The sequence below is a fragment of the Rhizobium album genome, from assembly GCF_003122325.1.
In the GTDB taxonomy this organism is placed as follows: domain Bacteria; phylum Pseudomonadota; class Alphaproteobacteria; order Rhizobiales; family Rhizobiaceae; genus Metarhizobium; species Metarhizobium album.
On the sequence record NZ_QFBC01000006.1, the window covers coordinates 157,596 to 170,652 of the forward strand.

The following is a 13,057-nucleotide window of genomic DNA, read 5'->3' on the forward strand; positions in this document are numbered from 1 at the left end:
CAGCGACCCTAAAGAGATCGTCGGCCCGTGCAACCAGCCGCCGGCCGCGCCGCCGTGACCATCCCGCCCGGTGTCCCGTCGCAGCACAGAGTTTCTTCTCAAAAACCTGCCCGCAATGGATTTCTATTCGCTGAATTCAAGAAGTGTGCTGCAGAACCGGTAAAAAATTCCTTACCACTGTTTGCATGTCACTTTGCGGGCACAGTCGGCTTTTCTCTCCGGCGAACAGGTCATCAACAGGGCGGAACAGGAAATTTCCCGTTAGGCGGGTTCTCCTGCGCAAGCACCTGTTAACATTTGCGAATCAGGACAAAGAAAAACCGCGGGCCATGACGACCCGCGGTTTTTTGCATTCAAGACCGCTGGCGGCAGAAAATCTAGCTCGCTTCCGCAACACGCTGGGCAGCAATGACCAGACTTGCCTTCTGGGCCTCCAGTTCGACCAGACGTTCGCGTTCGGCTTCGACCACCGCCGGGTCGGCATTGGCGACGAATTTTTCGTTCGAAAGCTTGCCCATGATGCGGCCGATCTCCTGGTCGACCTTGGCGGTGGCCTTGTCGAGACGCGCCTTTTCGGCCGCCAGGTCGATCAGGCTGCCGAGCGGCAGGCAGGCGGTCGCCTCGCCGACGACGATCTGGGCCGACCCCTTCGGCGCCGTATCCGCCGTCGAAATGGTCTCGACGCGCGAGAGACGCTTGATGGCGGCATCGTGTCGCTCCAGGCGGGCGCGGGTGATCTCGTTGGCGGCGACGACGACCAGCGGTGCGGTCGCCGACGGCGGCACGTTCATTTCCGAGCGAACCGAACGAATGCCGGACACCAGGTCGATAAGCCAGTTGATCTCGTCGGCCGCCGTATCGTCGGCATACGAAGGCGCCGGCCACTCGGCATGGCAGAGCAGCGACGGACGTTCGACGCCCTCGCCGGCCGTATGCGCCCACAGTTCTTCCGTCATGAACGGCATGAAGGGATGCAGAAGCTTGTAGATCTCGTCGAGAACGTAGGCGACGCAGGACTGCGCCTCTTCCTTGGCACCGGCATCCTCGCCGCCGAAGACCGGCTTCAGCAATTCGAGGTACCAGTCGCAGAACTGGTTCCAGACGAAACGGTACAGGCTACCGGCGGCCTCGTTGAACCGATAGCTTTCGATCGCCTCGGTCACGTCCCGCTGCGTGCGCGCCAGCTCGGTCAGGATCCAGCGGTTGATGGTCAGCGAGGCGGCCTCCGGCACGAAACGCGGATTGCGCTTGACGCCGTTCATCTCGGCAAACCGCGTGGCGTTCCAGAGCTTGGTGCCGAAATTGCGGTAGCCGGCGATGCGGGCCGGATCGAGCTTCACGTCGCGCCCCTGCGCCGCCATGATGGCCAGCGTAAAGCGCAGCGCGTCTGCACCATATTCGTCGATCAATTCCAGGGGATCGATGACGTTGCCCTTCGACTTCGACATTTTCTGGCCGGCCTTGTCGCGGACCAGCGCATGGACATAGACCGTGTGGAACGGCTCGACCGGGTTGCCCTCCTCGTCCTTCATGAAATGCAGGCCCATCATCATCATGCGGGCGACCCAGAAGAAAATGATATCGAAGCCGGTGACGAGCACGCTCGTCGGATAATAGCGCTCCAGTTCCGGCGTCTGCTCCGGCCAGCCGAGCGTCGAGAACGGCCACAGGGCGGACGAGAACCAGGTATCGAGAACGTCTTCGTCGCGCGTCAGGATGGCGCCCGGCTCGAAATTCTCGAGCTTTTCCTGCACCCAGGCCTTCCAGGGACCTTCATGGGCGAGATAATGCTGGACAGCGGCATCGAGCGCTTCTTCCTCGGTCTTCTCGACGAAGCACTGGCCGTCCGGGCCATACCAGGCCGGGATCTGGTGACCCCACCAGAGCTGGCGCGAGATGCACCACGGCTCAATGTTTTCCATCCATTCGAAGTAGGTTTTCTCCCAGTTTTTCGGGACAAAGTTCGTACGGCCCTCGCGAACGCTTTCGATCGCGGGCTTTGCCAGCGTCTTGGCGTCAGCGAACCACTGGTCGGTCAGCATCGGTTCGATCACGACGCCGGAGCGGTCGCCGAACGGCTGCATGATCTTCTTCTTCTCGACGTAAGGCACGGCATTGCCTTCGGCATCGAGCGTGGTAACAGCAAGCCCCTCGGCGTTGATCGCGTCGACGATACGCTTGCGCGCCTCATATCGGTCGAGGCCGCGATATTCGTCGGGAACGAGGTTGATGTCGTCGACTTCCGACTCGCTCGGCAGCGCGCCGGTCCTGGCGATCTCCAGCGCCTGCGCGGCGTAAAACGCATAGGGCTCGCCGTCGTCGCGCATCTGCGCCCTGGTGTCCATCAGGCGATACAGCGGAATGTTGTTGCGCTTGGCGACCTGGTAGTCGTTGAAATCGTGGGCGCCGGTGATCTTGACCGCGCCGGAACCGAAAGTCGGGTCCGGATATTCGTCGGTGATGATCGGGATCAAACGCCGATGTTCCTTCGGACCGACCGGGATTTCGCAGAGCTTGCCGACGATTGCGGCATAACGCTCGTCCGAGGGGTGAACGGCGACCGCGCCGTCGCCCAGCATCGTCTCGGGACGGGTCGTGGCAATCGAGATGTAGTTGCGCTCCTCCTGGAGAACGACGTTACCGTCCGCATCCTTCTCGACATAGGTATAGGTCTCGCCGTCGGCCAGCGGGTACTTGAAATGCCACATGTGGCCGTCGGCTTCCTTGTTCTCCACCTCGAGGTCGGAGATCGCGGTTTCGAACTTCGGGTCCCAGTTGACCAGCCGCTTGCCGCGGTAGATCAGCCCTTCCTTGTAGAGCGAGACAAAGACTTCCAGGACGGCCTGCGACAGGCCCTCGTCCATTGTGAAGCGCTCGCGAGACCAGTCGCAGGAGGCACCGAGGCGCTTCAACTGGTTGAAGATCAGGCCGCCGGACTCTCCCTTCCACTCCCACACCTTGTCGATGAAGGCTTCGCGGCCCATCTCGCGCCGGCCGGGCAGCTTTTCGGCGGCGAGCTTGCGTTCGACGACCATCTGCGTCGCAATGCCGGCATGGTCCATGCCCGGCTGCCACAGCACGTCCTTGCCGCGCATACGCTCGAAACGGACCATGATGTCCTGCAGCGTATTGTTGAGCGCATGGCCCATATGCAGCGAGCCGGTCACGTTCGGTGGCGGGATGACGATGGTAAAGCTCTCCGCACCCGGCCTGGCATTGGCGCCGGCGCGAAATGCATCCGCTTCATCCCATTTCTGCGCGATCTTGGGTTCGACGGCGACGGAATCGTAGGTTTTGTCGAGCATTTTCTGGCCAACTTCGATGTTTGATGATGTCAGGTTCTAAATAGGATGGCTCTCGCGGAGTCAATGACAAAGCCGCCCCGGAGACCGGAGCGGCTCTTCAAACACAAGAGCGTCGCGGTTCGGCTCAGCGGCGATGGCCGCGCGCCACGCGCTCGATCTCTTCACGCACCAGCCGCTCGACGAGCGTCGGCAGGTTGTCGTCAAGCCATTCCTGCAGCATCGGCCGCAGCATGTCCTCGGCAATCTCGTCGAAAGACCGGCGCGCGCCGCTGTCGAACGCCGCAGCCAGTTCGCCGAACGAGCGGGCCACCATGTCGCCGGCAACGCTGGAAAGCAACGCCTTGCTTTCCGTTTCCGGCTGCTCCGGCAGGTCGACCTCAGCATGGTCGCGAACCGGTTGCGCCTCGGGCACCGAACGGGCTGACGCCGTTTCATTGCCCGTCGGCGCCGCCGTGCGCGAAATCGGCTGCACGACCCGGCTCAGGGCCGCGATCGGCTCCTCTTCGGAAAAATTCTGTTCGTTGCTGTAAGCGGTGATCGGCTTCGGCATGCTCAGCCGCGGTTCGTTGGCGGCTGTCAATTGCGGCGGCTGCCGCAGTTCCACCGGACGGGTCGCGGAGACGGCACGGGGAGCCGGCGCGGCTTCCGGCCGCGGCTCCTGCACATCGCGCTGGACGCCGCCACGTTCCGAAGCGGCGCGCACACGGGCAGCGACGTCGGCGAGCGACATTGCCTTTCTCTCTTCGATCACCCGGAGATTCTCCCTTTCGACGGGACGCACCTGCGGCACATCTTCACGCGCGAAGGCGGCTTGCGAAACCGCATCCTCATCGGCGCGCATGTCGTCCTCGAAGGAAGGAATGACGCCGTTGTCGTTGTCGATGGTCAGTTGGATCTCCTCTTCCGACTCATCCTCTTCGGCATAGACCGGAGGAAGGGAACTGGAGATCGTCTTGCCGGCACCCGGCTCGTTGCTTTCGATGATCCGGCGAATGGATGCCAGAATTTCTTCCATGGACGGTTCACGCGCTACATTTGGCTGAGCCATTTTCATCCCCGTATAAGGTAAGACAGCAACGGAACCGATGACATCGCTTCCGAATCATCGTCAGTCTAGGATACTCGGAAGGCAAAAAAAATCACTGCGAATCAACATTCGCGGATGATACACAGTTTTGTTAAGGCTTTGGAAACGATGGCGGCCGGCAAAACCAAACAGGATTGCAAAACCTCAACGGCCATCCACCGTCCGCAATCCGAACCACTTGTCCTTGACCGCCTCGTAATGTTCTTCCGGGCGATATTCGGCAACCTGCAAACCCTGATCACGAATTGTCAGGCGCCCCGTCGCGGCGATGACCGAATAGCTGGCGACGACGCTGTTGTATTGCGAGGCAACCAGGCTTTCGCGGGCGTTGAGCACGTTCTGCTGCGAGGTCAGCACGTCGAGCGTCGTTGAGGTTCCGACGTTGCGTTCCTCGATGACGCCGTTCAAGGCGAGCTGCGCGGCGGCAAGCTGCTTCTTGTTCGCCGCGATCGCCGCCTTGGCGGCTTCCATCTGCGCATAGGCGGCAACCACGGACTGCTGCACGTCGGCGCGGGCGGAATCGACGAGGATGCGACGCTGACCCAGTTGTTCCTTCGCCTGGCGGATCTGGCCGTATTCGGCGCCGCCCTGGTAGATCGGTACGGTGATCTGCGCCGTCACCGAGCCGGTGTTGTAATCGGGGTTGAGCGCCGAAGGCGCCTCGCTGGTGGTCAGCCGCTGCACGGATCCGCGGATGACGACGCCGGGCAACAGCACGCCTTCGGCCGTCTTGACCTGGTATCCCGCCGCATCCACGGCATGCAAGGCCGCGAGGACGGTCGGGTTTTCGCGAATCGCAATCGCAACGGCATTGTCCAGACCGCCCGGCATCGCCTTCGATGCCGGCGACGGCTGCTTGATGCCTTCCGGCATGACGCCGACGATCTGCACATAGGTCGCCTCGGCGATCTTCAATTGCGAAATCGCCTGCGCGAGAATCGCTTCAGACGCCGCCAGCTGGGCTTCGGCCTGAGCGACATCCGTGCTCGTGCCCTCGCCCACTTCAAGGCGCGCATTCGCCGCCTTCACCTGCTCGCGCAAAAACGACAGGTTCTGCTGGCGGATGACGACGATCTGCTGGTCGCGGGCGACGTTCGAATAAGCCTGGGCAGCGGCCAGCAATGTCTGGATCTCGTTGGCCTTCACCGTTTCGCGCGATGAAAGAACGGATGATTCCGCCTGGCGAACCCGGTTCAGCGTCTGGAACCCGTCGAAGATTCTTTGCGTGATCGAGATACCGACCGATGCCGTATTATACTGGTAGCCGTCTTTGCCAGTGCTGATGTCCCGAACTCCGATGGCCGTAAGGCTGGAGGTTGCTTCGATCTGGGGCCGAAACCCGGCCTTGGCGATCGTGACATTCTCGTCGGTTGCCCTCAGCGCGGCACGGGCGGCATTCAGATCCGGGTTGTTGGCATAAGCCTTGGCCATTGCCCCGAAAATCGTCTCGGCCGAAGCGGCATGCGGTGCCAGCATCAGGGCGGCGACGGCGGAAGCGAGAATAGCTTTACGGATGATGGGCACGGCCTTACTCCACACTGAACAAAGGTCTGAACTGAAAAACATCGCTCAGCTTGCCGCCCTTTTCGGGCGACCCAGACCAATTTGCGCAATGCTTCAGGCTCAACATAGCCAAGTTATTCACAGGTATCACAACTTGCCGTCCCGATTCGAGCCATGTTGGCATGTAGATCCGCCGGCGCAATCATGTTGGCAACAGTTCTCGGCTGCTTGCCGCCAGAAACAACCGCGTCGTTGCGCGACGGCAACAAACAATCGACATTGTGGCAAAATCGAGGTCAACGGCGGCACAAATATGGTGGCTTCGGCAGGGCCGTCAGAAAACGAATTCTGCCGCCTTGCGGAAGCCCGGCAGCGGCTTGACGGAGAGATTGAAGAAAACGGACTCGGCGTAGGCGCCCCTCTCCCGGGCTATGACCTTGGCATGCGACGCATTGCCGTATCCCTCGACCAAAACGAGGCGGCCGCCGTCGCGCACCTGCGACAGCAATGCTTCCGGAACGCGCTCTACGGCACCATTGATGAAGATCAGGTCATAAGGTGCTTCATTGACATAACCAGCCTCCAGATCGCCGGTCACCACGGCGACGTTGTCGCAGCCGAGCGTCGAAAGCCGCGCGGTCGCTTCGGCGGCAAGCGTCGCATCGCTCTCCAGCGAGACCACCGAGCCGGCAACCTGGGACAGGATCGCCGAGGCATAACCGGTGCCACAGCCGACTTCGAGCACGAGGTCGTTCTTGGTGATCGCCGCGAGCTGCAGAAGCTTTGCCATCGGCGAGGCTTCCATCAGATACCGGCCGGGCGCGATTTCGATGTCGGTGTCGATATAGGCGAGCGGCTTGAGCTTTTCGGGCACGAAAGCTTCGCGCGGGACGGTGAGGAACGCAGACAAGATCGAGTGCGAGGTGACGTCCGTGGTCCGGATCTGGTTGTCGACCATTTTTGTGCGTGCTGCTTCGAAGTCCATCATTGTCCTGTCACCCCTCGGAAATCCGGGTTGCCTCGTCATATCCGTCTCTTACTTCCCGGCGGAGAAGCTTTCAAGACGCAGGCGCGAGCCGACGGCTTTATTCTCCCGCGGGAAATCCGGTGATCATGGCTGAAAAAGCGGGATTCGGGAGATGAAAAGAAAACGCCCGTTATTGGATTTCTCAACAATAACAGGCGTTTATCTTTTAATTGGCTCCCCGGGCCGGATTCGAACCGGCGACCTGTCGATTAACAGTCGAATGCTCTACCGCTGAGCTACCAGGGAATGTACCGCTTGCCGCGGTGTGAGTGGGCTTCTACAAATGCTTTTCCGATTTGCCAAGCGGTTTTTTCAAAAAAATGACAGGCAGCTTGTTTATTTTTGCTTCTGCCCCCATGTCCCTGTGGAGAACCAGGTCCGCAGAAGGGAAAATCATTGGCTCGATCGACCGAGGAAACAAGCCGATTTGGCATCGATCACAAGACGGGCAAGCTGGCGATCGGGCGCTGGCGCATAACCATGCCGCAGTCGCGGGCTGCACGCATCGGCATCGGCGCCGGACTGATCGTCGGCGGCTGTCTTGGTTTTCTGCCGATCCTCGGTTTCTGGATGATCCCACTCGGCGCCCTTGTCTTGTCACACGACCTTCCTTTTGCGCGGCGGCTGCGCCGGCGCTGGTCCGTACGATGGGCCAAGCGCAGGCAGAAGCGGGATTCCCCGACAAAACAGGACGCAGAACCGGCAGCGGAACATTCCGACGTACATTTGCGAAATCGCCTCTTGCGCTAAACCTCGATTCGTTCTAAACGCCCGTCACCACACGCTTTTAATAGTTCGGATGGCCTCGTGGCGGAGTGGTGACGCAGAGGACTGCAAATCCTTGCACCCGAGTTCGATTCTCGGCGAGGCCTCCATTAAATTCCCAAGTGTTTTCAGATACATACGAGCCATAACGCAGGCGCTTGGGAAATTTTCATGTTGCACCTTGTTGCGTATCAGTTCCCTTGAATTTCAGGCATTTCCACAGGGCCACGGCAAATCCATGCAACATGGAATGCAACATGTCGCGCCTGCCCTCGCCCCGCTATGACCGCCTAACTGCGCCTGGTTTTCTCCGGTACGTGCCCCCGTATTCTCATCGCCATGCCAACTTCTTTCTCTGATTGAGCCATCGCGTCCATGGTGCCGATGCAGCGATGGACAGCCGCGATTCGATCGATTTGCCAAGCCCATATGAGCGGTGGATTGATCTGGGAGAAAAGGGCAGTTGGCCGCCAGTCTTTGTGATCGGCCTGAAGGATCCATTCTGCCGGCATCCCGACGACACGCTTCAGGTGGACCGGCCCGGCGCCCTCCGGCTGCATGCCCGGGTGAAAATGAACTGCGACGAGGTCACCGACGGCAACCGGCTCGAGGCGGCTGAACACCAGGCGGTCGCCGGATCTGATCAGCGGCATCATGCAATCACCATCGGCGATGCAGGCATAGACATCCGGCAGCAGGCCGGGGTTGATGATCGACATGCGTTCTCCTTCCGCCAGCAAGGGTGTGCTGGCCGGTGCGCGGCGTTGAGTTCGATGGGAGTTTGCTTTCGCCTTGGAACGGCCGTTCTAGGTCAGGCCAGGATGGCTGCGAGTGCGGTTGCGGCCCGGCCGATGGCGGCGCCATCGTCAGCGCCGGGATAATCGAGCTCATATGCCAAGGCGACACGAGCCTTGAAACCGGCCTCCTTCTTGCCGGTCACCTCCAGTTCGGCGGCGCGATCGGCAAGGCATTCCGCTTCGCGCTGGAGGAAATGCAGGATGCCGCAGAGATAGTCCCCGGCTGCCTCACCTTCACCTCTGTTCAGCAGCGGTGTGGCGGTATAGGCGCCGGCAACCTTCATCAGCGTCCGGACGGCGTCATAGGCGGCGTGCACGGTGGCAGCGTCATTCATCTCCATGATGCTGGAGGGCAGGTGCGATCTCAACATGACTTCCTCCTCAGCTATCCTGGCAGAGCTGCTGCAGGACCATGACATCGCGGACCTTGATGTCGGCGACGACATAAGCAAGGACCACCTCTTCGAACTCGGCTCGTGTCATGATCCGTTCGGTCGAGTAAGCGGGGTTGTCACTCTTCAGCAGCACTTTACCACCGAGGATGTTCTGGACGCGCAGCAGGGTGCCGCGGCCACCTGGTACCAGGTCGAAGAGATAGATCCCCTCGCAGCAATAGGTTTGAACCGGCATCAGCAAGACATAGTCGCGGCGCTCGCTGAGCCCGGGCTCCATGTGGTCACCCTCAACGGGATGGATGCGGAACCGATTGGAAAATACCTTGTCGGTGGAAGGAACGGGGAAAAGGTTGGTCATCGTCTATACCTCCAGGCTGATCGGAACAGGGCACTGCTTAACCGTCACCGCGACCGTCAGGGTCGCGTTGCAGTTATGATTTTGTGTATGGAACCAAAATTGATTTGTACGTTAACCATGAACCGCAATTTGCTTGTGGTCAACATGAATTTGTGTACAGTACCAAAATAAATAGCGTGGAGCCCAAATGCCAATTACTGGATTTCAAATACGTGCAGCCCGGTCGCTCATCGGCATGGAGCAGATCGCGTTAGCCGAAAAAGCAGGAGTGAGTGCGAACACTATCCGCAACATGGAGGCATTCGGCGCCGAACGTGTGAAGGTGCGCACCGACACCCTTGATGCTGTTGTCGATGCCTTGAATAGCGCCGGCGTGATCATCGTTGATGAGGGTCAGAGTCACGGCGGACCTGGCGTGAGGCTGAAAACATGACATCTCCAAGGCGCCCTGCTGTGATTCCGCCTGGAAGCTGGCCACCTCGAATGATGGCAGAGCTCGCCGCTGGTTACTGCGGTGAGAAGACAGTCGAGGATTTTCTTTCTCGCGTCGGGACAACTTATCCATCACCGCGGATAGTTGAAAATTCCCGTCGAAAATTTTGGTATCGTGACGATCTCGATCGGGCGATGGGCATAGCTGAAGCTTTTCAACAGCCGGAAGGAATGGGCGAACGCTTCGTGCGGAAGATTGCCGAGCGCAAAGCAGAACGAGAAGCTCAACAGGCGGCCGCCGCTGATCGTAGAAAAACGATCGCAGGGGCAAAAGCCGCTCGAAGCGTGGCAAGAAATGCTGGACGAAGGGCGAAATCGGCGGAGGAGTAGAATGCAGATTGACATCGGCCAAACCAAATCCGGCAAGACGATCGCGCTTCCCCTCGCCCGGGCCAACCGGCATGGGCTGATCACCGGCAGTACCGGGATGGGAAAGACGACCTCGCTCCAGCGCATGGCTGAGGAATTCTCCGCCGCCGGCGTCCCTGTCTTTGCCGCCGACGTCAAGGGTGACCTGTCGGGCGTCGCGGCCACCGGCGATGCAGAAAGCCCGCTGGCGGCCCGCTGTGGGGCACTGGGACGGCAGTTCACCGCCAGCGCGTTCCCCGTCCAGTTCTGGGACCTGTTCGGCCATGACGGTCTCCCAATTCGCACCTCCGTGCATGCCATGGGGCCGGAGCTGCTGGGCAGGATGCTCAGGCTCAATGAAACCCAGCAAGGCGCCCTGTCCGTTCTGTTCAAGCGATGCGAGGACAACGCCGATTTCAAGCTGACCTTGGACGATCTCCGCTGGGCGCTGGACGACCTCATGGAAAACCGGGAGGATGTCTCCAAACGGTATGGCCACATCACGGCAGCATCCATTGCAACGATCCAGCGTAATCTCCTCGCCTTGGAAGTCCAGGGTGGCGGTCACCTCTTCGGCGAACCGCCTTTCGACATCACGGATCTGATCAGAACTGGCCCCGACGGCCGCGGCATCATCAATCTTCTCGCCGCCGACCAACTCATGGAGTGCCCGAAGCTCTATGCCGTCTTCCTGCTCTGGCTGCTGACTGAGCTCTTCCGTGTTCTCCCCGAAGCCGGAGACCTGGACAAGCCGAAGCTCGTCTTCTTCTTCGACGAGGCCCATCTCCTATTCACGGATGCGCCGAAGGAATTGGTCCAGCAGGTCGAGAGGCTGGTCCGCTTGGTCCGGTCAAAGGGCGTCGGCGTCTATTTCGTCACCCAGTCCCCGGCCGACATCCCGGATACCGTGCTGGCCCAGCTTGGCAGCCGGATCCAGCATGCGCTGCGCGCCTATACGCCGAAGGATCAGCGGATGGTGAAGGCCGCCGCCCAGGCCTTCCGCGAGAACCGTGGTATCGACGTCAAAGCTGAGATCACCGCGCTGGCCGTCGGCGAGGCCCTGATTTCAGTTTTGGACGAGACCGGGATACCGACGAAGGTGGAGAAGGTCGATATCCTTCCCCCGGCTGGGCAGGTCGGACCGATCTCGGCGATCGAGCGCAGGGCGATCATGGAGGCATCCGCGCTGCGCAAGAAGTATGCCTATGACCTCCCCGAGGGCGAGGCATCGACGGTATTCGCGAACAGGATGCGCCGAGACCGAGGTTTGCCTGAAGTGGTGAAGACTGGCGACTGGCAGCCTGGCGATTTCCGACAGTTTGTCCCGTCGTTCGTTCCCGAGGCGCCCGCCGGCCCGAGCCGGCTTGATCACCTAACCGGAGTCCTCGTTTCGGGACTTATCGCCGCCGGTGGTTTGACCTATCTGACTTGGCTTGTTGGGTAATACGCGCCTCACCTGGCAATATGGCCAGGACCGGTATCTCAGAAGCAGGCGCTCTTACCAATATGGCAACCTGTGACCAAGATCTTTCCGCATTGATAGACGATCTCCGAACAGTTCCAATCGATCTTACATTAGACGTACCAGAAACCGTTTTGAATAGCTGGCGCCACGCCGGCTACGTTCTCGGCGCTCTCGGAAAAGCTTGCAAGCACCGCTGCTTTGTCCATGCTGCCGCTGTCGATCTGACCGCTCCAATATTGAAGCCCGGCGCTCTCACCTTCGCGGCCAAGGACGTTATGGTATAGTCTCGCAACGAAGTTTGCGTTTGAGAAATCTTGTCCAAACTCTGGTGAGCCGACAAAACCTTTGCTTACGTCGTAAAGGCTTAGCCCTGCATCCATTTGTCGGATCCAGTAGCCCAGCCCAGGTGGATCTGGTACACGGTCAAAGGCCGCCTGATAAATACGATATGCTTGCCCGGCTATACCGTTGATATCGAGAGCAAGGGTGAAGTCTGGAAAAGCGATTCGCTCAATGTTCAAGAGCAAATCCGTTCCATCTTGGCCCATTCTATGCGCGACACTCAGGGCACCAGTGTCCTGGTATTGCAGATCGTAGTTAAAAGCGCTGTCGGCATAGATTGCGAAATCAATCCCATCGCCGCCGTCAATATTGTCATCACCCCCGTTGCCACGCAGGCGATCATCACCACCATGTCCGTTGATCGCCTCCCCAGCGGCACCTCCCTCATAACTGTCACCCAAGTTACTACCATCCCAGCCTCCAGGCGGAGTGGTATCGTTCGCCGGGCCATAGATAAACTGAACACCCGCAACGTCACCCATTGCTAAGGACGAGATGTAGACGATCGGGTTCATGATCAGGCTTTGATCATCAATATGATCCAGCCCAATCGCGTGACCAATTTCATGCATCGCTAAGCCAAGGAAAGTCTCAGAGGATATATTTGCAGTTTTTAGGGGATCAAAGCGTATCTCTGACGTAATCTCAAAGATGCCATTAACGGTATAAGCTGTATGAACTTGCTGGGCGAAGTGAGAGGGCACGTCGATTTCATCCCATCCAAGCCTGATGTCAGATGCCGCGCTGTCAGCGACTTGTACAAAGTCGATATCCGCAACATTTTCCCACGCCTGAAAAGCTTGAACGATCAAATCCTGGTAATAGGGTTGGGAAATTATCGTATCGAATGCAAAGAAAGCGCCGACGGTTGTGGCAAAGCTCCAAGTAACCTGACCTCCACTCGTTCCCCACTCTTGGGATCCGAACTTGAAGTCTCTGAGTACATATCCATTTGCCATAGCCAAACCCAGTTCTGCTGAGAGATTTTTTCCACACTTATTGCCGTTTCAAAGATAGACAACATAATAAATTACGTCTAGCTAACTTATGAAATTCACCACGTAAGAATTGGGGATCAATCGGCATTTCGGCCCAAGATGGGTTTATATCTGTGATGCAGATCTTCCCTGGGTGTGAAATCTGCTGAATACCGCCGATGACGGTCAGATAAGC

General features: G+C 59.2%; 12 protein-coding genes and 2 tRNA genes. 5 read left to right on the forward strand and 9 right to left on the reverse strand.

Annotated features, from left to right (window positions below):
* Positions 1 to 377: 377 nt before the first annotated feature.
* The 5 genes from DEM27_RS15300 to DEM27_RS15320 form a co-directional block, all read right to left on the reverse strand.
* Positions 378 to 3,305 carry a valine--tRNA ligase gene (locus tag DEM27_RS15300; protein WP_109459122.1) on the reverse strand — a complete coding sequence of 976 codons (2,928 nt, stop codon included), beginning with the start codon at positions 3,303 to 3,305 and terminating at the stop codon, positions 378 to 380.
* Between the two features lie 124 nt (positions 3,306 to 3,429).
* Positions 3,430 to 4,353 carry a PopZ family protein gene (locus tag DEM27_RS15305; protein WP_109459123.1) on the reverse strand — a complete coding sequence of 308 codons (924 nt, stop codon included), beginning with the start codon at positions 4,351 to 4,353 and terminating at the stop codon, positions 3,430 to 3,432.
* 183 nt (positions 4,354 to 4,536) lie between these two features.
* The gene (locus DEM27_RS15310) at positions 4,537 to 5,958 is read right to left on the reverse strand and encodes a TolC family outer membrane protein (RefSeq protein ID WP_109459124.1); all 1,422 of its coding nucleotides are present in this window, start codon (positions 5,956 to 5,958) and stop codon (positions 4,537 to 4,539) included.
* 271 nt (positions 5,959 to 6,229) lie between these two features.
* The gene (locus tag DEM27_RS15315; protein ID WP_109459282.1) at positions 6,230 to 6,880 is read right to left on the reverse strand and encodes a protein-L-isoaspartate O-methyltransferase family protein; all 651 of its coding nucleotides are present in this window, start codon (positions 6,878 to 6,880) and stop codon (positions 6,230 to 6,232) included.
* A gap of 213 nt (positions 6,881 to 7,093) precedes the next feature.
* A tRNA-Asn gene (locus tag DEM27_RS15320) sits at positions 7,094 to 7,168 on the reverse strand.
* Positions 7,169 to 7,402: 234 nt separating this feature from the next.
* On the opposite strand from DEM27_RS15320, the gene DEM27_RS15325 reads away from it, so the two are divergent.
* Both DEM27_RS15325 and DEM27_RS15330 read left to right on the forward strand, forming a co-directional pair.
* Positions 7,403 to 7,672 carry a hypothetical protein gene (locus tag DEM27_RS15325; RefSeq protein ID WP_245445883.1) on the forward strand — a complete coding sequence of 90 codons (270 nt, stop codon included), beginning with the start codon at positions 7,403 to 7,405 and terminating at the stop codon, positions 7,670 to 7,672.
* A gap of 51 nt (positions 7,673 to 7,723) precedes the next feature.
* Positions 7,724 to 7,797: transfer RNA gene (locus DEM27_RS15330), tRNA-Cys, on the forward strand.
* Between the two features lie 180 nt (positions 7,798 to 7,977).
* Here the strand turns inward: DEM27_RS15330 and DEM27_RS15335 are convergent.
* The 3 genes from DEM27_RS15335 to DEM27_RS15345 all read right to left on the reverse strand — a co-directional run bounded on the left by DEM27_RS15335 (position 7,978) and on the right by DEM27_RS15345 (position 9,237).
* Positions 7,978 to 8,406 carry a S24 family peptidase gene (locus tag DEM27_RS15335; protein WP_109459125.1) on the reverse strand — a complete coding sequence of 143 codons (429 nt, stop codon included), beginning with the start codon at positions 8,404 to 8,406 and terminating at the stop codon, positions 7,978 to 7,980.
* A 92-nt stretch (positions 8,407 to 8,498) separates the two neighbouring features.
* Positions 8,499 to 8,855, reverse strand: a complete 357-nt coding sequence (locus DEM27_RS15340; RefSeq protein WP_109459126.1) for a hypothetical protein — start codon at positions 8,853 to 8,855, stop codon at positions 8,499 to 8,501.
* Positions 8,856 to 8,865: 10 nt separating this feature from the next.
* A complete protein-coding gene (locus DEM27_RS15345) occupies positions 8,866 to 9,237 on the reverse strand; it encodes a S24 family peptidase (protein ID WP_109459127.1) in 372 nt (123 codons plus the stop codon).
* A gap of 187 nt (positions 9,238 to 9,424) precedes the next feature.
* Between DEM27_RS15345 and DEM27_RS15350 the strand changes: the two genes are divergently transcribed.
* From DEM27_RS15350 to DEM27_RS15360, 3 genes are read left to right on the forward strand one after another with little or no spacing between them, the layout of a single operon-like run.
* Positions 9,425 to 9,670 carry a helix-turn-helix domain-containing protein gene (locus DEM27_RS15350; RefSeq protein ID WP_109459128.1) on the forward strand — a complete coding sequence of 82 codons (246 nt, stop codon included), beginning with the start codon at positions 9,425 to 9,427 and terminating at the stop codon, positions 9,668 to 9,670.
* A gap of 50 nt (positions 9,671 to 9,720) precedes the next feature.
* A complete protein-coding gene (locus DEM27_RS34605) occupies positions 9,721 to 10,059 on the forward strand; it encodes a hypothetical protein (RefSeq protein WP_245445857.1) in 339 nt (112 codons plus the stop codon).
* A gap of 1 nt (position 10,060) precedes the next feature.
* Positions 10,061 to 11,521: a helicase HerA-like domain-containing protein gene (locus DEM27_RS15360; protein WP_165823443.1), complete on the forward strand. Its 1,461-nt coding sequence runs from the start codon at positions 10,061 to 10,063 to the stop codon at positions 11,519 to 11,521.
* Between the two features lie 131 nt (positions 11,522 to 11,652).
* Here the strand turns inward: DEM27_RS15360 and DEM27_RS15365 are convergent, their stop codons facing one another.
* Complete coding sequence (locus tag DEM27_RS15365) at positions 11,653 to 12,843, reverse strand: DUF4214 domain-containing protein (RefSeq protein WP_109459130.1); 1,191 nt, start codon at positions 12,841 to 12,843, stop codon at positions 11,653 to 11,655.
* Between the last annotated feature and the right edge of the window lie 214 nt (positions 12,844 to 13,057).

Bases quoted from the DNA above. Each gene is read 5' to 3' on its own strand.
- DEM27_RS15300 (WP_109459122.1), bottom strand. From the start codon at position 3,305: ATGCTCGACAAAACCTACGATTCCGTCGCCGTCGAACCCAAGATCGCG.
- DEM27_RS15305 (WP_109459123.1), bottom strand. From the start codon at position 4,353: ATGGCTCAGCCAAATGTAGCGCGTGAACCGTCCATGGAAGAAATTCTG.
- DEM27_RS15310 (WP_109459124.1), bottom strand. From the start codon at position 5,958: ATGTTTTTCAGTTCAGACCTTTGTTCAGTGTGGAGTAAGGCCGTGCCC.
- DEM27_RS15315 (WP_109459282.1), bottom strand. From the start codon at position 6,880: ATGGACTTCGAAGCAGCACGCACAAAAATGGTCGACAACCAGATCCGG.
- DEM27_RS15325 (WP_245445883.1), top strand. From the start codon at position 7,403: ATGCCGCAGTCGCGGGCTGCACGCATCGGCATCGGCGCCGGACTGATC.
- DEM27_RS15335 (WP_109459125.1), bottom strand. From the start codon at position 8,406: ATGTCGATCATCAACCCCGGCCTGCTGCCGGATGTCTATGCCTGCATC.
- DEM27_RS15340 (WP_109459126.1), bottom strand. From the start codon at position 8,855: ATGTTGAGATCGCACCTGCCCTCCAGCATCATGGAGATGAATGACGCT.
- DEM27_RS15345 (WP_109459127.1), bottom strand. From the start codon at position 9,237: ATGACCAACCTTTTCCCCGTTCCTTCCACCGACAAGGTATTTTCCAAT.
- DEM27_RS15350 (WP_109459128.1), top strand. From the start codon at position 9,425: ATGCCAATTACTGGATTTCAAATACGTGCAGCCCGGTCGCTCATCGGC.
- DEM27_RS34605 (WP_245445857.1), top strand. From the start codon at position 9,721: ATGATGGCAGAGCTCGCCGCTGGTTACTGCGGTGAGAAGACAGTCGAG.
- DEM27_RS15360 (WP_165823443.1), top strand. From the start codon at position 10,061: ATGCAGATTGACATCGGCCAAACCAAATCCGGCAAGACGATCGCGCTT.
- DEM27_RS15365 (WP_109459130.1), bottom strand. From the start codon at position 12,843: ATGGCAAATGGATATGTACTCAGAGACTTCAAGTTCGGATCCCAAGAG.